This window comes from Micromonospora sp. NPDC005324 (assembly GCF_040607155.1).
GTDB lineage: Bacteria > Actinomycetota > Actinomycetes > Mycobacteriales > Micromonosporaceae > Micromonospora > Micromonospora trifolii.
In genome coordinates this window covers 1-19,120 of sequence record NZ_JBEXGE010000020.1, presented here as the reverse complement: position 1 = coordinate 19,120, position 19,120 = coordinate 1, and the positions used below count along the sequence as shown (strand labels likewise).

Below are 19,120 nucleotides of genomic sequence, written 5' to 3'. Positions count from 1 at the left end.
AAGGAGGTAGGTGCCAAGGCCGCGGAGGGAGTGGTGAGTGTTCACCGATCCCTCCGTTGCGCTGTTGCGGTGCTCAGCGAGGTGAGAGCAACGCCCGTGCTAGGAGAAGCGTTCGGTTGTCACGGGTATCAGACCGTACTCGCGCAGGACATTGGTCAGGTCGGTCAGGGTCGAGCCCACCGTGTCGGCCGCGTCGGTGCCCAGCAGGACTCTCACGTCGAGACCCCAGGCGAGGCGGCCGCCAACCCGTCGCAGGTCCCAGGTGATCCGGTCGAGACCCCTGTCGAGCCGACCGCTCGCGGCGGCAGTACTCGTGCCGCCCGCCGGTGTTCGCCAGGCCGTCCGGAGGCTGGCCACCGGCTCGGCGCGGAGATCCCCGGCGAAGAGGACGCGGTACACGCGCCGCTCGTGGAAGCCGGCCGATGCCTGCGCGGGGCCGAGCCGCAGCGGCGGGGCGATGGCGATCGGTTGATGGTCGAGGAAGTGCGTACGCAGCACCGACTCGTCCGGCAGTTGCCCACCACCGCGCGCGCGGTAGACGTTCTCGGCCTCGCGGCGCGAGGTGGGCACCACCCGCGCCAACACCTCGGGGTCGGTGCGCATGCCGCGGCTCAGCGCGGCGGAACTCCACCAGCCGGTCTCCGGCGTCCAGCCAGCGCTGCCCAGCCCTGTCGTCGAGAAGTCGTGGTGGCGAGTGAACTCCTCGACCACGATTCCCTCCACAGTGGTGCCCGGGTCACGGTCGCCGAGTGGAGGTAGGACCAGGTAGTAGTCCAGGCGCGGTCCCGCGTCGGTCACCAGCACGGGCACAGCGCGCAACGGGTCGGTGGTCATCAACTCAACCGTAGCGAAGGAGAACGGTTAGCATCCGGACCTCTACGTGAGGAGCCCAGATGACTTCGGTGGCCCAGACCCGGTTCGGCATCGTCGGCAGCGGTTGGCGAGGTGAGTTCTTCCTTCGCCTGGCCCGGCTGCTCCCCGAGCGGTTCCGGGTGACCGGGGTGGTGACGCGAACCGAATCGCGGGGAACTGCCGTGACGGCCGAATGGGGAGTGCCGACCTACCGCACGACGGCGGAGTTGCTCGCCCACGAGCGGCCGGACTTCGTTCTCGTGTCGGTGCCGTGGCCGGCGACGCCCGAGGTGACCCGGGAGTTGGTGGCGGCCGGCGTACCGGTGCTCGCCGAGACGCCGCCCGCCCCCGACCTGGCGGGTCTGCGCTCGCTCTGGACCGACGTCGGAGGCAGCGGCCTGGTGCAGGTCGCCGAGCAGTACCTGCTGATGCCCGGGCACGCCGCGCGCCTGGCGTTGGTCCGCGCCGGGGTGCTCGGTGAGCCGACCTCGGTGCAGATCTCCTCGACCCACCTATACCACGCGGTCTCACTGATCCGGGGTCTGCTCGGCGTCGGTCACGAGAGCGCCGAGGTGAGCGCGCGTGCCTTCGTCGCGCCGCTGGCCAACCCGCTCTCGCCGGCCGGCTGGAGTGGCGACGACACCCCACAGCAGCTCACGACCACCCTGGCAAGCATCGACTTCGGCGGGCGGATGGGGTTGTACGACTTCACCGACAACCAGTGGTGGAATCCGCTGCGTACCCGCCGGTTGGTGGTCCGGGGCTCGCGCGGTGAGCTGGTGGACGACCGGGTGGTCCGCCTGGTCGACCCGACCACGCCGGTGGAGTCATCGCTCGTGCGACGCCAGACGGGTCTCGACCTCAACCTGGAGGGGCTAGACCTGAAGCACATCAGCTTCGACGGCGACGTGGTCTACCGCAACCCGTTCGTCGGCAGTGGGATGTCCGACGACGACATCGCGGTGGCCGACATCGTCGCCCGCGCCGGGGCGTGGGCGCGGGAGGAGGGTCCTGCGCCGTACCCGCTCGCCGAGGCCTGCCAGGACCACCTGGTCAGCCTCGCCATCGAAGAATCGGTACGCACCGGCCGGCCGGTCGTCACCGCCACCGAGGCGTGGGGGCGCTAGCCCGGACGGTCACGGCTTCCAGGAACCGGCGGTCTGGAACTGGTCCTGGTACTCCAACGCGCCCGAGGTGTCGTGCACGTCGAACACCACGCTGCCGGTGCGTCTGGTGCCGGCGGTCAGATCGTCGACGGCCGGCATCGGTTTGCCGCAACCGGAGAAGGCCCCACCGATCGCTGTGGTCTTGGTGCCGTCGGCGGCGACCCACCGGAAGTAGAGCGGGTTCGTCGACGCGGTGCCCTTGGTGACGGCCACCGTCACGTCGGCGATCACGTACATGCCCTCGCCGGGCCTCAGTCCGTGGGACTTGCAGGGTTTGGTGGCGCTGCTGAACTTCGTCACGGTGATCTCGACGGTGCCGGCGTCGCTGTTGACGACCAGCGTGTCGCCCGGCGACATGCCACGGGTGTCGCCGCTCGTCGACGGTGGCGTCGGCGGGGTGGCCCGCGCCTCGCTCACAGTGGTCGAGGTGCCTTTGGTGCCGATGACGACCGCCACGATGCCACCGGCGCAGGAGAGCAGGGTGAGTACGGCCGCGGTGACCGCGACGACCACGACAGACCTCTTGGCGCGCTCTGTCTGCGCCGGTGGCGGTGCGATGATCGGGTAGCCGGGGCCACCGGGTGCCCGATATCCGCCGCCAGCGTCCGCGTACCCGCTGGCCGCCGGGTACGCAGCCCCCGAGAACGGCGGCTGCGGTGTCGCCGCGAACGAGCGGGTCGGCGGCTGCGAGTTCGGCTGTCGGGGGTCGTGCGGCCTGACGGGGGGCTGGGGGTGGGTCACCGTACTCCTTGACGCTTCGGTACGTGCGGTGCGGGAACTCTTCGACGTTACCGTGGGTGGCGGAACGTCCAGCCGCCACGGCGGAGGGCTTCCCACCACGAGGGCGCGAAACCGCTCTGGCCAGCGTGGACGGTGTTCAGATGGTCACCGAACGCCAATGTGGATCGGTGTTCCATTCATAGCCATGAGTAACCGTGCGAGGTCAACGCGCCGGAAGCGTGGCGGCGGTGCGGACCAGCCCGTCGCTGATCACGAATCGGCCGCTGATCGATGCCGGCGCGTCGTCGACCCCCGCCGCGTCGAGCCGGGCCGGTGCGATCTGGGCGGTGAATGTGCCGGCATCCGGATCGATGTCGAGTCGGGCGTCGTGGAAGTCCAACCAGCCGCGAACGATCGGGTACCACACCTTGTAGACGGTTTCCTTCGCACTGAACAGCACCACCGGCCAGCAGATGCCGGTGGGCAGGCGTGCGCAGGCGGCCTCCTCCTCGGGCAGCAGCACGAGTCTGCGCACCCCCGGATTGACCTCGCGGTGCTGCTCGGCATCCATCCCGACGGACCGGATGTCGGTGGTGTGCGCCGCCGCGGCGGCGCAATAGCCGGCGGTGTGGGTGATGCTGCCGACCACCCCGGCCGGCCAGACCGGCGCGCGGTCGGCCGCGGCCGGCACGGCGGTCGCCGGCAGGCCGAGGTCGCGCAATGCCCTGCGGGCGCAGATCCTTCCCGCGGCGAAGTCCCGCCGACGGGTCTGCACGGCCCGCTCACCGAGACATGCCTGCTCAGCGGGGAGCAGTTCGCCCGTCCAGTCCGCGGGCCCGGCGACGGCGACCGCGACCGTCGATGGCAGCAGGTCACGCATTCCGGCGACCTACTGGTCGGTAGGAATGACGCATCGAGTCAACCGTCAAATTTCCGACTCCCACGACCGCCGACGGTACCGCAAAGATGTAACACCGGAGGGACGCGCAGCGCCCTCCCTGATGGCTCCGGGGGGACCACCATCAATGCTGGCCGGCACGGCAGCCGCCAGTCCCGTGGACATCTGGAAGGACGTGCGATGACCGATGGCCTGGAACGGCCGGGGGTGCGGGCTGACGAACACGCCCCGAAGACCCCCTGCTGGAGCTGTGGCTCCTGCGGCGACGAGTGGCCGTGCGCGACGAAGCGCACCCGGCTGCTGGCGGAGTACGGGGGTGACCGCGCAATGCTCAGCGTCTATCTGGGCTCCTGTCTCGCCGCCGCCACCGAGGATCTGCGCGCCGCCCCGGTGATGTCGCTCCAGAACCGGTTCATCGGCTGGTTGCCGCGCGGCTCCCGGCGTAGCTGAGCCTCTGGTGGCTCCGCCGCTGGGCGGGGCCACCAGAGGAGGCGCCTCAGCGACGTCGAGGCCGCCGGGTCACCGCGAAGCCGAACACGCCAGCCACCGCGGCGAGCGCGCCGCCGATGCCGGTCCAGACCCAGCGCGAGCCCAGATCCGGCAACCAGCCCGTCAGCGAGCCGCTCTCGTCGTCGGCCTCCGCGTCCACCGGGGGTACGGCGTTGAGCACAGTGCCGGCCTTGGTGTTCGGCACGAGCGGGGCGGCCAACTCGCCGTCGTCAGCCGAGGCGCCACGGTCGGCGACGGTGCCGACCAGCAGGTCGACGTCGATCGGCGCACCCAGATCCGGCTCGGGCAGCTCGATCACGGAGAGTCGGACGACGTACGTGCCGGGCAGTGGGTCGGCCGACCAGGGCTCGGCCCACGGCCGCACCTCGCGCAGCGTGCAGCCCAGCACCACGTTCGACGCCTTCGCGTCCACGGTCGGGGTCTGGGCTCCCGCAGTGCACGCCTGGCGCCGGCGCAACCCGTCGAAGACGTCCACCGTCCACGTTGACGCGCCACTGCGTCCCTTCGGGAAGGTGACGGTGGCGTTGATCTCGTGCACCTGGCCGGCCGTCGCCGGGAACGACCAGTAGAGGTGGTCGCCGATCGACGCGTCCACCCGTACCGGTTGTCCGGCGGTGATCGGGGTGGCGGTGAGGAACGACGTGCCGGCACGGTTCACCGGCGTGGCACCCGGGGAGGGGGTCGGTGCGGCGATGGCCGCAGCGGGAAACAGAGCGGCCCCGCCGGCAGCGAGCAGCGCCGCCATCGACCGGAAGAGTGCGGTACCCATCAGTTCTCCCTCCAGGTGGCGACCCACCAGCGGGTGAGCAGACCGGCGAGCAGACCGGTGATCAGCCCGGCGATGGTGAGCAGGGCGAGCAGCACCCAGCCCCGACCGAGGTCCGGCCCGTCCGGTGCGGGTGCCGCGGCGACCACGTCGATGGTCAGCTCCACCGGCATGCCCGGGGTGGCCGCGGTGCCGGGACGCGGGGCGAACGAGTTGCTGACCACCAGGCAGACGGTGGTGGGTTCGATGACCGGCGCCGCGCTCTCCTCGGTCTCGGCGGCATCCTCGTCGTCGGCGGCGGCCGACCAGCGCAGCCCGGCGGAGAGCACGTCGGCTCGTCCGCTGCCGGCATCGGCGCCCCGGACGAGTTCCCGGCCGTCGGCCGCGGTGGCCCGCAGCAGCACCCCGTAGTCCCGGTTGACGGCCCGGTCCAACGCCATGCTCACCGAGGCCCGCAGCTCCTGCCCGGGGCGGATCGGCACCCGGTAGTAGCGATGCTCGGAGAACGCCTCCCGGTCGGCGTAGACGCCGGGGGCGAGCAGTGGCGCCGAGTCGCAGGCGTTCGTGCCGCCGACAACGGTCGGGGCTCGGGTGTGCGTGTCGGCGGCCCGCTCGACGAGCTGTTTGATCCGGTCGATCAGCTCCTCGGCGCTCTGCGCGGCGGTGTAGGTCCCGCCGGTCGCGCTGGCGATGCAGAGCAGTTGCCGGCGAACCTTCTCGTCGGGGGCCAGGCCGAGGGTGTCGACGACAAGGCTGGTGCCCTGGGCGGCCAGTTCCCGGGCCACCTCGCACGGATCCGGCGGAGCACAGGTGTCCTCGCCGTCGGTGATCAGCACGATTCGCCGGGTCGTGGTGCCGGTGCCCAGGTCCTGCGCGGCGGAGCGCAGCGCCAGCCCGACCGGAGTGAATCCGGTCGGCCGAAGTGTCGCCACCGCCGCCTTGGCGGCGGACCGGTCCACCGGGCCGACCGGCACGATCTGCTGGGTGTCCTGGCAACCGACCTTCTTGTCCTTGCCGCGGTAGGTCGCGCCGAGCACCCGGATGCCGAGCTGTGTCTCCTCGGGCAGCGCGTCCACCACCTCGTTGAAGGCCTGCTGGGCGACCGCGATCCGGGTGCGTCCGTCGATGTCGGCGGCGCGCATCGAACCGCTGACGTCGAGCACCAGCTCGACCCGGGGCGGCTCGGGTGCCGGCTCCTCGTCGGCCTGCGCCGGCCCGGTCAGCGCGGTGGTCGCCAGCAGTCCGAGAAGGACCGCCGTCGATCGTCTGAAGTTGATCACGATCCGCAGTGTAGTGAGATCCACTTTGGATGATCGTTCGGGTGCGGGGGAGCGGGACCGACGGCTCCAGCCGGGTCGGGGACCGCCTCTGACCGGCCGTGCCCGCGCTCAGGGTCCACGCCGGGTCACCCTCGGTCAACTGCGCGAGGGGAGGTGTCGGTTCGGCCAGCATCCGTCGGAAATCTGACCCAAGTCGACCCGTTGTGCCGGTGGTGCGCGGTGGTTAAGCTCTTCATGCGCGCCCCAATCGCCCGCTTCCCCCGTGGCAGGCGATCGGGGCGCGCGTCTTTGTCAAGAAGGGCCCGCACGCTTCGGCGTGCGGGCCCTTCTTCCGTCGCGCTACACGGCGCGTCGCCTGTCGATGCTTATATCCACCGACCGTCGAGCCACATCCGGGACAGCCAGTCCGAGTACGGAATCACCCGGCCGACGAAGATCGGATAGAAGTACGCGAAGCAGAGCGCCACCAGCAGCACGTACGCCCCCGCCGCGATGCTGCCCACCAGTCGGCGCTCATAACTCGGGTCACCGGGCACCAGCGGCGCCACAGCACCCACGTCACCCCCGGCGGGCGCGATCAGCGCGCCCAGCACATACACCACGGCCAGCACCAGGAACGGCACCACCGGCGCGGCGTAGAACGAGAACATCGTCCGGCCGTCGAGGGCGAACCAGAACCACGGCAGCAGCCCGGCGGCCACGGTGAGCAGGATCGCGCCGGCCCGCCAGTCCCGACGGGCCACACCCAGCCAGGCCAGCGCCACCAGGGCGGGCAGGAACGACCACCAGAGCAGCGGGGTGCCGAGCAGCAGGATCTCCGAGGAGCAGGTCGCTGCGCCGCAGACGCCGTTCTGGGCGTAGTGGAAGGCGACCGGCCGGCCCAACAGCAGCCACTGCCACGGCCACGACTGGTACTTGTGCGAGTCGTCGAGCTGGGCGTGGAAGCCGTACGCCGCGCGATGGTATTCGAAGAGATTGATCAGCGGGCCGATCACCGGGCGGTCGCTGAGCGGGGCGCCGGGGTGGGCCGACGCGAGCCGGTAGTAACCGTCGTCGGTGAGCAGCCAGCCCGACCAGGTGGCGAGGTAGGTGCCCACCATGACCACGCCGGCGAGCACCAGCCAGGGCAGCTCGTCGACGAGCGTGTCCCGCCAGGGCCGGCGGACCCCCGCCGAGCGGCGGACGCCGACCTCCCAGAAGAGCACCAGCAGCGCGAAGGCCGGCACGAAGTACAGGGCGCTCCACTTCACCGCACAGGCGCAGCCGATCAGCACCCCGGCCGCCAGCCGCCACCACGGCCAGGTGCGCCAACCGGCCGGCGGGCGGCCGGCCCGGCCCGGCCGGCTCGGATCGAGCCCGTCGTCCAGAGCCCGAGCCCAGCGCCGACGGCGGGCGTCCCGATCGAGCACCAGCGCTCCGAACGCCGCCAGCACGAAGAAGAGCAGGAAGATGTCGAGCAGGGCCGCGCGGGACAGCACCAGGTGGAAGCCGTCCAGGGCGAGCAGCAGGCCGGCCGCGCAGCCGAGCACCGTCGAGCGGAACATCCGCCGACCGATGCGGACCAGCAGCAGCACCGACAGCGTGCCGATCACCGCCGCCGAGAATCGCCAGCCGAACTCCGGCGCGGTGGTCATCAGGTGGCCCGGGACGGAGACCTTGGAATCCGCGTCCTGATAGCCGAAGGCCCACTCGCCGACGCCGATCAACCACTTGCCCAGTGGCGGGTGCACCACGTACGACGCGACGTTGTCCTTGTAGTTCCACTCCACGCCACGGGAGATCAGCCCGTAGGCGTCCTTGGCGTAGTACGTCTCGTCGAAGATCTTGCCCTTCGGGCTGGACAGCCCGACGAAGCGCAGGATCGCCGCGATGGCCACCACCACTGCCGTGGCCAGCCAGGAGAACCGGTCCACCTGGGTGTCGACGGTGGCGAACCGTCGCCGGACCATGGCGGCCACCCCGCCGCCCTCGGCGCTCGGTGCCGTCGGCTCCTGGGTGGCACTGGGCTCGCCCGTCACCTGGATCATCTTGTCCGGATCCGCGCTCGGGCTCTGCGCTGTCGACGCACTCGTCACCGGGCGATCGTAGGCTGCCAAGGTGTCCGGTGGCGTCCGTCGTCCCTGATACCGGTATTCCCAGCAATGAAGGAGACGAATCCGTGGGTGAAATGTCCGAAGTTGGGCGCCTGATTCTGCTCGGTGCTCCACTCGGCAACCCCTCCGACGCGTCGGCCCGGCTCCGGGAGGTGCTGATCAGCGCCGACGTGGTCGCCGCCGAGGACACCCGCCGGCTCACCCGGCTGGCCCGCGATCTCGACCTCACCGTCGGCGGTCGAATCGTCTCCTACTTCGAGGGCAACGAGGAGCGGCGCACCCCCGAGCTGGTCGAGGCCATCCTCGGCGGGTACGTGGTGGCGCTGGTCACCGACGGCGGGATGCCCAGCGTCTCCGACCCCGGCTACCGCCTGGTCCGTGCCACGTTGGATGTCGGGGCGCCGGTCACCGTCGCCCCCGGGCCCAGCGCGGTCACCACAGCGCTGGCCGTCTCCGGGCTGCCCTGCGACCGGTTCTGCTTCGAGGGCTTCCTGCCCCGCACCCCCGGCGGGCGTCGATCCCGGCTGCGCGCGCTCGCCGCCGAGGAGCGCACCCTGGTCTTCTTCGAGGCACCGCACCGGATCGGGGCGACGCTCACCGACCTGGCCGACACGTTCGGGGCGGACCGGCCGGCCGCGCTCTGCCGCGAACTCACAAAGACCTACGAGGAGGTGCTCCGCCGCCCCCTCGGCGAGCTGGCCCGGTGGGCCACCGAGGGGGACCCGCGCGGAGAGATCACCCTGGTGGTGGCCGGAGCCCCGGTGACCGCGGCCGAACGCCCCGACGACGACACCCTGCGCGCCGCCGTCGCCGAGCGGGAGGCCGCCGGCCGGTCCCGCCGGGACGCCGTCACCGACGTCGCCACCGAGTACGCGATGCGCCGCCGGGACGTCTACACGATCGTGCACAGCTGACCACTGTGGTCCGGCGCGCCGGACGGCGAATTCACCACGCGGCGGCCAGGAAGCCGACGGTGATCAGCGTGGGGCCGGCGACGGCGGCGGCCACCGCCCAGTGACGGTGTCGGCGACCGGGCAGCCGGGCCGACCCGGTCCACCGGACGATGCCGGCGGTACAGGCCAGCACGGCCAGCAGACCGGGCAGCCACCGCAGGTGCCGGCCCACTCCGACGTCCGCGTACGCGGTGCCGCTGTCCGGGCCGGTCATCCGCGCCGGCAGCGAGGTGCCGGCCGCGCTCCCCTCGTCGGGCACGCCGCTGACCCGGACACCATGGGCGATGAACCGCCCGTTCTCGGCTGTGAAGATCCCCCGGCACCGCTGGGTCAGCCCGCCGCCGGAGCAGTCGTCGATCACCACAGTGCCCGTCCGGGCGTGCCCGGCCGCGAGCCAGAACGGGCCGGCGCTGACCCAGGCGAAGAAGGCAGCGACAAGGCTCAGCACCACCAGCGCGGCGAGCCCGGGCAGCGGATCCGGCGGTGGGGGCGTGCGGCTGGGTGCCCGGCGCCGCGCCAGTCGGAAGCCGCGAAGCCGGGCCGGTGCCGCGTCCTTGCGGACCGGGGTGCCGTCCCAGTGCACCTGCTCGATCGGGGCCCAGAAAGCGCCGCCGTCGTCGTCCGGCGGGTCGCCGTCGGGCCCATGGTCCCGCTGCCGGCGACCCTGCTGCCGGACCGGCACCCGACGCGGCACCGCGTCCACCGGCGCGCCGGTGGTCGGCTCCACCTCGACGGGCTCCACCTCGACGGGCTCCACCTCGACGGGCTCCACCTCGACGGGTGCCGCGCCGGCGGGTGCCGCGCCGGCCGGCGGGCCCGACGAGCCGGGCCGGACCGGGCTGGGTACGGGTGCCCCCGGGGTCGGCCGGGTCGGGGTGGGCGACGGCGCCGCCGGCGTGGGGCGGGCCGGGGCGGCGGACCTCCCCGCCGGGGTGGGCCGCTGCGCACCCGGGTCGGCGCTGGGCACCAGCCGGGGCTGCGGCGCGACCCCGGCCACCCGGGGCGCGGCGGGCTCGGGCCCCGGGTCGTCGCCGACCGCCGGCCCGGTGGGACGGTCCTCGTGGTCCCGCGCCGCTCCTCTGCCCGTCACGACGTTCATTGCACACCGCACCAGGAGGTGAAACCGGCAGCTGAGCCGCGTGTCGACGACAAATCGGACCAACGGGCGAGGTGGTTGACCCGGTCCGCCGGTCGGGCACCCCCCATTGGTTCGCGGACGCCCCGCACGGGTCACTAGGCTCACTGCTCATGAGTCACGTTCTCGCGGCAGTGGCCTGGCCGTACGCCAACGGCCCCCGCCACATCGGCCACGTCTCCGGTTTCGGCGTTCCCTCCGACGTCTTCGCCCGGTACATGCGGATGGCCGGCCACGACGTGCTCATGGTCTCCGGCACCGACGAGCACGGCACCCCGATCCAGGTGCAGGCCGACGCCGACGGGGTGACCCCGCGCGAGCTGGCCGACCGGTACAACAGGGTGATCGTCGAGGACCTGCACGGCCTCGGTCTCTCCTACGACCTGTTCACCCGCACCACCACCCGCAACCACTACGCGGTGGTGCAGGAGTTGTTCGAGGGGATGTACCGCAACGGCTACATCGTGCCGAAGACCACCATGGGCGCGATCTCCCCGTCCACCGGGCGCACCCTGCCCGACCGCTACATCGAGGGCACCTGCCCGATCTGCGGGTACGACAGCGCCCGCGGTGACCAGTGCGACAACTGCGGCAACCAGCTCGACCCGATCGACCTGATCAACCCGAAGTCGCGGATCAACGGGGAGACCCCGAAGTTCGTCGAGACCGAGCACTTCTTCCTGGACCTGCCGGCCCTGGCCGAGGTGCTGCGGCAGTGGTTGGACACCCGCGAGGGGTGGCGGCCCAACGTGCTGCGGTTCTCCCGCAACCTGCTCGACGACCTCCAGCCCCGGGCGATCACCCGGGACCTGGAGTGGGGCGTACCGATCCCGCTCGACGGTTGGCGCGACCGGCCGGACAAGCGGATCTACGTGTGGTTCGACGCCGTGATCGGCTACCTGTCCGCCTCGATCGAATGGGCCCGCCGGTCCGGCGACCCGGACGCGTGGCGGAGGTACTGGTCCGCCGACGGCGCGGGGAAGGACGCCCAGTCCTACTACTTCATGGGTAAGGACAACATCGTCTTCCACTCGGTGATCTGGCCGGCGCTGCTCTCCGGCTACTCCGGCGAGGGCTCCCGCGACGGTGAGCCGGGCGAGCTGGGTCGGCTCAACCTGCCCACCGAGGTGGTGTCGAGCGAGTATCTGACCATGGAGGGGCGCAAGTTCTCCTCGTCCCGCAAGGTGGTCATCTACGTCCGCGACTTCCTGGAGCGCTACGACGCCGACGCGCTGCGCTACTTCATCGCCGCCGCCGGCCCGGAGAGCAACGACACCGACTTCACCTGGGCCGAGTTCCTGCGCCGCAACAACGACGAGTTGGTCGCCGGCTGGGGCAACCTGGTCAACCGGTGCGTCTCGATGGCCGCGAAGAACTTCGGGGCGATCCCGCCGGTCGATCCGGCCGGTCTCACCGAGGCCGACGAGGCGCTGCTCGCTGTCTCCCGGACCGGCTTCACCACTGTCGGCGACCTGATCGGCCGGCACCGGCAGAAGCAGGCGATCGGTGAGGCCATGAAGGTGGTCGCCGAGGCCAACAGGTACCTCTCCGAGCAGGCGCCCTGGAAGCTCAAGGACGAGGCCGACAAGCCCCGGATGGGCTCCATCCTGCACGTCGCCCTTCAGGTGATCAGCGATGCCAACACGCTGCTCACCCCGTTCCTGCCCCACTCCGCGCAGCAGGTGCACGACCTGCTCGGGGGCACCGGCGTGCACGCGCCGATGCCGGTGATCGAGCAGGTCGACGACCTGGACGGCGGTCCGGCGTACCCAGTGCTCACCGGGGACTACACAGTCGGCGCGCGCTGGGAGTCGGTGTCGATCGAGGCGGGTCGCCCACTGGCCGCGCCGAAGCCGGTGTTCCGCAAGCTCGACCCGTCGATCGTCGACGAGGAGCTGGCCCGGCTCGCAGACTGAGCACACCACGACGCGCGGCGGCCGGATGCCCTGCCGCCGCGCGTCGTCACATCGCGTACCGGGTGTCCATCACCTGGTCGTCGGTCACCTCGGCGCCCGGCGCCCAGGCCTCGTAGACGCCACGTTCCTGACACTGCGCGCCGGTCGTGACCACGGTGTCCGGGTTCGGGTAGCGCAGGCGCAGCCGCAGCCAGCCGGCCTCCTCCCGCAGTACCAGGCACGGCACCCCCCGCCACTGGGCGAACCGGACCCGGCGGGCCACCGCGTCCACCGGGTAGCGGGCCGCCCGGGTCATCGCCAGCACCCGGAACCCGCCGGGTAGGTCGGCGACCGCCTCGTACTCGGTGTCGCCGTACATGCCGACCAGCTGGGTGGAGCGGGGGGCGTCGGCGTTCGGCACGTACTCCTGGTCCGGGGAGAGGTCCGGCGCCGCGGCCAGCAGGTGCCGCCACTGCGGGCCCACCATCCGCAGCCACCCGCGCTGCTCGGCCTGGTAGGTGTACAGCACCACCTCCAACCCTTCGGCCGGGTACGCGATGAGGGAGGCGTTCGCCGGCATCGGCAGGTCGGCGAAGTCCCGGGTGATGAACTCCGGGATGAGCTGACCGTTGCTGGGCACGAAGCCGGTGCCGAGCACCGGGGCGCCGAGCCGGTCCCGGGAGGCCAGCGCGGTCAGGCCGCGGTGTGCCGGGCCCACCGGCACGTCGTAGTCACCCGGGTCGGACGCGCGCCAGCGCAGCGCGTACGCGACGTCCGGGCCCTCCCGGCCAGCGTCGCCATCCGTACGCAGCACCGTCGTCGCCGCCGGCGTACGCAGGTGCGCCACATCGTGCTCGCGGTAGCAGAAGCCGTGCGGCAGCCAACCCCGTACGAAGCCGGCGAGCTGCTGGGCCGAGAGCACCTTCATCATCCGGGTGCCCCTTCGGACCAAAGCCGACGCGCGCGCCGCCGCCAGCATCGGGTCGCCCGCCGCCGCCGGCTGCTGGCTGAGCTGGTGCAGGTACGCCCAACCCCGCTCGCGGTGGGCGGGCATCAGCAGCGGCGTCTCCGGCTCGTCGGCCGGCTCCGTGGCCCCGTGCACAGCGCTCACCTCGGTGACGTGCACGAACCGGCGCCACGGCAGGGCGCTACCCGGGCGGGGCGCCCACTCGAAGCCGGCCACCTCGTCGGCGCTGAACAACTCGTACGCGGCGCCTCGGGCGATCTCCTCGGCCGGGTACACGCCGCCGTCGAACGCCACGTGCAGTCCGGTCCGTTCGCCGGCGCTGCCGCCGGCCTGGGGGGTGACGCTCACGCCGTCGCCTCCCTGCTCGGTGGGATGGGGTTCGCACGCTGTCGCGTCCGCTCGTGAGCGACCGTAGAGTCGCGCGACGTAGTCGAGGTGAACGTCGGGTGGCGGGCAGATGGACAGGCCCGGTGTGTGATGCTGTCGCTGATGAGCGAGCCCACTGAATCCCGCCGCGAGCGTGCCGCCCGGCGGGCCGGAGAGTTTCCGCCCGCCCCCGAGTCGTTGCCCCGGGCGGTGCTGGACAGCCACACCCACCTGGACATCACTGTCAGGGAGGCCGGTGTGCCCGGCGGCGGGCCGGCCGACGACCCGGTCGCCGTGGCCATCGCGTTGGCCACGAAGGTCGGCGTGGACCGGCTGGTCCAGGTGGGCGTGGACGTCGCCTCCTCCCGGTGGGGCGCGGACACCGCCGACCGGTACCCCGCCGTGCTGGCCACCGTGGCGCTGCACCCCAACGAGGCACCCCGGCTGGGCGACCTCGACGAGGCGTTGCGGGAGATCGAGTCACTCGCCGCCCGCGACCGGGTCCGGGGAATCGGCGAGACCGGAATGGACTTCTTCCGGACCGGCGACGAGGGGCGCGCCGCGCAGGAGCAGAGTTTCCGGGCGCACATCGCCATCGCCAAGCGGTACGGCAAGACGCTGGTCATCCACGACCGCGACGCGCACGCCGACGTGCTGCGGATCCTCGACGACGACGGCGCTCCCGACCGGGTGGTGCTGCACTGCTTCTCCGGCGACGCCGACTTCGCCCGCGAGTGCGTCCGCCGCGGCTACCTGCTGAGCTTCGCCGGCACCGTCACCTTCGGCAGCGCGACGGCGCTGCGCGAGGCCGCCGCGCTCACCCCGGTGGACCAGATGCTGGTGGAGACCGACGCCCCGTACCTCACCCCGATGCCGTACCGGGGCCGGCCGAACGCGTCGTACCTGATTCCGCTCACCGTCCGCGCGCTCGCCGCGACCACCGGCAGCGACCTGGACGAGCTGTGCGCGGCCATCTCCGCCACCGGCGACCGGGCCTTCGGCCCATGGTGAGCCTGCTCGGCCCGGCGGAGATCCGGGAACTCGCCGCCCGGCTGGGCGTCGCGCCCACCAAGAAGCTGGGCCAGAACTTCGTGCACGACCCGAACACCGTGCGCCGGATCGTGACCACCGCCGGCCTGACCCCCGACGACGTGGCCCTGGAGGTGGGGCCCGGGCTCGGCTCGCTGACAGTGGGGCTGCTGCCGGTCGCCGGGCACGTGCACGCCGTGGAGATCGACCCGGTGCTCGCCGGGGCGCTACCGGAGACCGCCGCGCGGCACGCCGGGGCCGACGCCGCCCGGCTCACAGTGCACCGCGCGGACGCGTTGCGTATCGCCGCCGCCGAGCTGGCCGACCCGGCACCGACAGCGCTGGTGGCGAACCTGCCCTACAACGTCGCCGTGCCCGTGGTGCTGCACCTGCTCGCCGTGCTGCCCACCCTGCGACACGGTCTGGTGATGGTGCAGAAGGAGGTCGCCGACCGGCTCGTCGCCGGTCCCGGCTCCAAGGTGTACGGCATTCCGTCGGTGAAGCTCGCCTGGTACGCCCAGGCCCGGGGCGCCGGCAAGGTGCCACCGAACGTGTTCTGGCCGGTGCCCAACGTCGACTCCGGCCTGGTCTCCTTCACCTGCCACGAGCCGCCCCGCACCGACGTACCGCGGGAGCGGGTCTTCGCCGTGGTGGACGCGGCCTTCGCGCAGCGGCGCAAGACGCTGCGGGCCGCGCTGGCGGGCTGGGCCGGTGGCGCGGACCGGGCCGCCGCGGCGCTCACCGCCGCCGGCGTCGACCCCGGCGCCCGCGGGGAGTCACTGACCGTCGAGCAGTTCGCCGCCATCGCCGCGTCGGCTCCGGTCGGTACGCCGGCCGGGAAGTAGGCTGACGCCGTGCCCGCCCAGGACGCTGAGGAGCTGATCGTGGCCAAGCCGTTCGACATCCGTCTGCGCGTCCGGGACGTCACCCCGTGACCGAGGCCTGGCGATCGGACGACGACGAGCGACGCGGGGCCATCGGCCCGGTGCGGGTGCGGGTGCCCGCGAAGGTCAACCTGCACCTCGGGGTGGGCCCGCTGCGTCGGGACGGCTACCACGAGCTGAACACGATCTACCACGCCATCTCGATCTACGACGAGCTGACGGCCCGCCGGGGCGACACCCTCGCCCTGACCATGGAGGGTGAGGGCACCGGCGAGCTGGCCCTGGACGACACCAACCTGGTGATCCGCGCCGCGCACGCCCTCGCCGGGTACGCCGGGGTGCTGCCGCACGCCCGACTGCACCTGCGCAAGCAGATCCCGCTCGCCGGTGGGTTGGCCGGTGGCAGCGCCGACGCGGCCGCCGCGCTGGTGGCCTGCGACGCGCTCTGGGGCACCGGTCTGTCCCGCGACGAGCTGGCCGGCATTGCCGCCGACCTCGGCTCCGACGTGCCGTTCCTGATCTACGGTGGCACCGCGCTGGGCACCGGCCGGGGTGAGGCGATCAGCCCCGTGCTGGCCCGCCCCACCTCCTGGCACTGGGTGGTGGCGATCGCCGACGGCGGCCTGTCCACCCCGGCCGCGTACCGGGAGCTGGATCGGCTCCGCGACTCCGGTGCCGCCGGCGCCCCGCTGGGCAGCACCGACGCGCTGCTGGGCGCGCTGCGCCAGCGTGACCCCCGGGTGCTCGCCCGTACGCTCGGCAACGACCTCCAGGACGCCGCGCTGGCCATGCGCCCGGCGCTGGCCGACACGCTCAAGGCCGGTGAGGCGGCCGGCGCGCTCACCGGCATCGTCTCCGGCTCCGGCCCGACCTGCGTTTTTCTCGCCGCCAACGCGGCCGACGCGGAGCGGATCGCGGCCGAGCTGACCGCCGCGGGCGTCTGCCGGGAGGCGTGGGTCGCGCACGGTCCGGTAGCCGGCGCCCGCGTCGGCTGACGACGCGTTCCACCGGAGCTGCTGGCGCGCGGCGCGGGCGTTCAGGGCTTCCGCGTACCCTTGGGGCAGGCGTCCAGGTGCCCGCCGGCACCGGGGCGCCTTGATCATGAAGGGTGGAACGTGGCGAACATCGTCAATCTGGACCGGGTGTCCAAGGGGTACGGCGCCGCCGGGCGGCTGCTCACGGACGTCTCGCTCGGCCTGGACGACGCCGACCGGATCGGCGTGGTCGGCCTCAACGGCGCCGGCAAGTCCACCCTGCTGCGGCTGCTCACCAAGCAGGAGGACCCCGATGACGGTCGGGTGACCCACCGCCGTGACCTGCGTGTGCTCTGGCTGCCGCAGCAGCTCACCCTCGCCCCCGAGGCCACCGTCCGGGACGTGGTGCTCGGCACCGCCTGGCTCGCCGAGGGCATGGGCGCGGAGCACGAGTGGGCCGGCGATTCCGGGGTGCGGGCCATCCTCGACGGCCTCGGCATGCCGCACCTCGGCCTCGACCAGCCGGTCGGTCCGATGTCCGGTGGCGAACGCCGCCGGGTGGCGCTCGCCGCACTGCTCGTCCGCGACTCCGACCTGCTCATCCTCGACGAGCCCACCAACCACCTGGACGTCGGCGGGGTCGACTGGCTGGCCCGGCACCTGGTCGGCCGCAAGGGCGCCCTGGTCGTGGTCACCCACGACCGGTGGTTCCTGGACGCGGTCTGCACCAACACCTGGGAGGTCGCCGACCAGACCGTCCGCGCCTACGAGGGTGGCTTCGCCGCCTGGACCCTCGCCCGCGCCGAGCGCGAGCGGGTCGCCGCCGCCACCGAGGCCCGCCGGCAGAACCTCCTCCGCAAGGAGATCGCCTGGCTGCGCCGTGGCCCGCCCGCGCGGACCTCCAAGCCGCAGTTCCGCATCGACGCAGCGAACGCGTTGATCGCCGACGTGCCGCCGGCGCGCGACACCATGTCGCTGCAGCGCATGGCCACCTCCCGGCTGGGCAAGCAGGTGTACGACCTGGAGAACGTCGAGCTGCACGCCGGCCCGAAGGAGATCCTTCGCGACGTCACCTGGCAGGTCGGCCCCGGCGACCGGATCGCCATCCTCGGTGCGAACGGCGCCGGCAAGACCACGCTGCTGCGGATGCTCGCCGGCATCACCCGCCCCGATGGCGGCCGCCTCGGCACCGGCTCCACAGTGCGGCCCGCGTTCCTCTCCCAGGAGCTCACCGAGCTGCCCGGGCACCTGCGGGTGCTGGAGGCGGTGGAGGAGGTCGCCCGCCGGGTTCAGCTCGGCGACCGGGAGGTCTCCGCTTCGCAGCTCGCCGAGGTGTTCGGCTTCGACGACCGCCGCCTCTGGACCCCGGTCAGTGACCTCTCCGGTGGCGAACGCCGCAGGTTGCAGATGCTGCGGCTGCTGGCCGGCGAGCCCAACGTGCTGCTCTTCGACGAGCCCACCAACGACCTGGACACGGACACCCTCGCCTCGCTGGAGGACCTGCTCGACTCGTGGCCCGGCACGATCATCGTGGCCAGCCACGACCGGTACCTGATCGAGCGGGTCACCGACACGGCGTACGCGATGTTCGGCGACGGTCGGCTGGTGCACCTGCCGGGCGGCGTGGACGAGTACCTCACGCGGACCGCCGAGCGGGCCGGCTCTCCCCGGCCGGGCGTCACCTCGACCTCCGCGCCCGCTGCCCCCTCGGGAGGTGGCATGTCCGCCGCCGAGGTCCGGCAGGCCCGCAAGGAGCTGACCCGGCTGGAGCGGCAACTCAGCAAGCTCGACCAGCGCGAGACCACGCTGCTCGGTCAGCTCGCGGCGGACGCCACCGACTACGCCCGGGTGGCCGAGTTGGACACCCAGCTCAAGGATCTGCGCGCCGAACGGGAGCGGATCGAGGAGAGCTGGATGACCCTCGCCGAGGACCTGCCCGAGAGCTGACCGGTCGGGCGCGCCGGCCCGGGCCCCGTGTGCGGCGTCACACCACCACATGCGAGACAATCGTCGGCGACACCTACCCCACGGCGTTGGAGAGACAGACATGGCACACACCCCCGTCAACCACCCCGCGCGGCCGATCTACCGGGCGATCGGCGGGCTGACCGGTCTGTACCTGGTCGTCTTCGGTGTGCTCGGCATCATCGCGAGCACCGGCAACGAGATCCTCGCCCAAGACGACACCCGCGTCCTCGGTCAGGGCACCAACCTCGGCTTCTCGCTGCTCAGCGTGCTGCTCGGGATCGTCGTGCTGGTCGGCACCGCGCTCGGCCGCAACATCGACGTAGCGATCAACCAGTGGCTGGCGTACAGCCTCATGGTGGTCAGCCTGGCCGGTCTCGCGTTCATCCGGACCGACGCCAACATCTTCAACTTCAGCATCACCACAGTGGTCGTGGTGATGACGGCCGCCCTGGTGCTGCTGATGGTCGGCATGTACGGCAAGGTCGGCTCTGAGGATGAGGCGGAGGCGTTCCACAAGGCTCGCCTGGTCCTCTGATCTTCTTCCTTGGTTGCGGTCGTGGATTTTCCGCCGGAGCCCGAGCTGCTCCGGGCGGTCAGGCTTGATCCCTGCGCAGCTCGGCGCCGAGCGGCGGCGTGACCCCGCCGACCCGGTCACCGACGACGC

General features: G+C 72.3%; 17 protein-coding genes. 9 read left to right on the top strand and 8 right to left on the bottom strand.

The features are described from left to right. Positions 1–99: 99 nt before the first annotated feature. A complete protein-coding gene (locus ABZS40_RS21015) occupies positions 100–834 on the bottom strand; it encodes a hypothetical protein (protein WP_354944986.1) in 735 nt (244 codons plus the stop codon). 59 nt (positions 835–893) lie between these two features. Between ABZS40_RS21015 and ABZS40_RS21010 the strand changes: the two genes are divergently transcribed. After that, positions 894–1,979, top strand: coding sequence for a Gfo/Idh/MocA family oxidoreductase (locus ABZS40_RS21010; protein ID WP_354944985.1), 1,086 nt, complete (start codon positions 894–896; stop codon positions 1,977–1,979). A 9-nt stretch (positions 1,980–1,988) separates the two neighbouring features. Here the strand turns inward: ABZS40_RS21010 and ABZS40_RS21005 are convergent, their stop codons facing one another. Next, entirely contained in the window at positions 1,989–2,759 is a 771-nt protein-coding gene (locus tag ABZS40_RS21005) for a hypothetical protein (protein WP_354944984.1), read from the bottom strand. Between the two features lie 202 nt (positions 2,760–2,961). Continuing rightward, complete coding sequence (locus tag ABZS40_RS21000) at positions 2,962–3,618, bottom strand: 4'-phosphopantetheinyl transferase superfamily protein (protein ID WP_354944983.1); 657 nt, start codon at positions 3,616–3,618, stop codon at positions 2,962–2,964. A gap of 198 nt (positions 3,619–3,816) precedes the next feature. Here ABZS40_RS21000 and ABZS40_RS20995 point away from each other — a divergent pair, with 198 nt between their 5' ends. Continuing rightward, positions 3,817–4,086 carry a hypothetical protein gene (locus tag ABZS40_RS20995; protein ID WP_354944982.1) on the top strand — a complete coding sequence of 90 codons (270 nt, stop codon included), beginning with the start codon at positions 3,817–3,819 and terminating at the stop codon, positions 4,084–4,086. A 46-nt stretch (positions 4,087–4,132) separates the two neighbouring features. Here the strand turns inward: ABZS40_RS20995 and ABZS40_RS20990 are convergent, their stop codons facing one another. The 3 genes from ABZS40_RS20990 to ABZS40_RS20980 form a co-directional block, all read right to left on the bottom strand. Next, a complete protein-coding gene (locus ABZS40_RS20990; RefSeq protein ID WP_354944981.1) occupies positions 4,133–4,915 on the bottom strand; it encodes a peptidase in 783 nt (260 codons plus the stop codon). Next, the gene (locus ABZS40_RS20985; RefSeq protein ID WP_354944980.1) at positions 4,915–6,192 is read right to left on the bottom strand and encodes a VWA domain-containing protein; all 1,278 of its coding nucleotides are present in this window, start codon (positions 6,190–6,192) and stop codon (positions 4,915–4,917) included. Before ABZS40_RS20985 ends, ABZS40_RS20990 begins: the two co-directional genes overlap by 1 nt. Before the next feature lie 365 nt (positions 6,193–6,557). Further along, complete coding sequence (locus ABZS40_RS20980) at positions 6,558–8,141, bottom strand: phospholipid carrier-dependent glycosyltransferase (RefSeq protein WP_354945096.1); 1,584 nt, start codon at positions 8,139–8,141, stop codon at positions 6,558–6,560. A 209-nt stretch (positions 8,142–8,350) separates the two neighbouring features. Here ABZS40_RS20980 and rsmI point away from each other — a divergent pair, with 209 nt between their 5' ends. Then, positions 8,351–9,199, top strand: a complete 849-nt coding sequence (gene rsmI / locus ABZS40_RS20975; protein ID WP_354944979.1) for a 16S rRNA (cytidine(1402)-2'-O)-methyltransferase — start codon at positions 8,351–8,353, stop codon at positions 9,197–9,199. Positions 9,200–9,230: 31 nt separating this feature from the next. Here rsmI and ABZS40_RS20970 read toward each other — a convergent pair whose 3' ends face one another. Continuing rightward, a complete protein-coding gene (locus tag ABZS40_RS20970; protein ID WP_354944977.1) occupies positions 9,231–10,328 on the bottom strand; it encodes a hypothetical protein in 1,098 nt (365 codons plus the stop codon). A 158-nt stretch (positions 10,329–10,486) separates the two neighbouring features. Between ABZS40_RS20970 and metG the strand changes: the two genes are divergently transcribed. Continuing rightward, on the top strand, positions 10,487–12,289 hold the full coding sequence (gene metG, locus ABZS40_RS20965; protein ID WP_354944976.1) for a methionine--tRNA ligase: 1,803 nt from the start codon (positions 10,487–10,489) through the stop codon (positions 12,287–12,289). A gap of 46 nt (positions 12,290–12,335) precedes the next feature. Here metG and ABZS40_RS20960 read toward each other — a convergent pair whose 3' ends face one another. Next, the gene (locus tag ABZS40_RS20960) at positions 12,336–13,583 is read right to left on the bottom strand and encodes a hypothetical protein (protein ID WP_354944975.1); all 1,248 of its coding nucleotides are present in this window, start codon (positions 13,581–13,583) and stop codon (positions 12,336–12,338) included. A gap of 129 nt (positions 13,584–13,712) precedes the next feature. Between ABZS40_RS20960 and ABZS40_RS20955 the strand changes: the two genes are divergently transcribed. From ABZS40_RS20955 to ABZS40_RS20935, 5 genes are all read left to right on the top strand, one after another. Beyond that, the gene (locus tag ABZS40_RS20955) at positions 13,713–14,612 is read left to right on the top strand and encodes a TatD family hydrolase (RefSeq protein ID WP_354944974.1); all 900 of its coding nucleotides are present in this window, start codon (positions 13,713–13,715) and stop codon (positions 14,610–14,612) included. Beyond that, positions 14,606–15,475, top strand: coding sequence for a 16S rRNA (adenine(1518)-N(6)/adenine(1519)-N(6))-dimethyltransferase RsmA (gene rsmA / locus ABZS40_RS20950; protein ID WP_354944973.1), 870 nt, complete (start codon positions 14,606–14,608; stop codon positions 15,473–15,475). Before ABZS40_RS20955 ends, rsmA begins: the two co-directional genes overlap by 7 nt. An 86-nt stretch (positions 15,476–15,561) precedes the next feature. Beyond that, positions 15,562–16,509 carry a 4-(cytidine 5'-diphospho)-2-C-methyl-D-erythritol kinase gene (locus tag ABZS40_RS20945; RefSeq protein WP_354944972.1) on the top strand — a complete coding sequence of 316 codons (948 nt, stop codon included), beginning with the start codon at positions 15,562–15,564 and terminating at the stop codon, positions 16,507–16,509. A gap of 120 nt (positions 16,510–16,629) precedes the next feature. Continuing rightward, a complete protein-coding gene (locus tag ABZS40_RS20940; RefSeq protein ID WP_354944971.1) occupies positions 16,630–18,435 on the top strand; it encodes an ABC-F family ATP-binding cassette domain-containing protein in 1,806 nt (601 codons plus the stop codon). Between the two features lie 100 nt (positions 18,436–18,535). Then, positions 18,536–18,991, top strand: a complete 456-nt coding sequence (locus tag ABZS40_RS20935) for a DUF4383 domain-containing protein (RefSeq protein ID WP_354944970.1) — start codon at positions 18,536–18,538, stop codon at positions 18,989–18,991. Positions 18,992–19,120 lie beyond the last annotated feature (129 nt).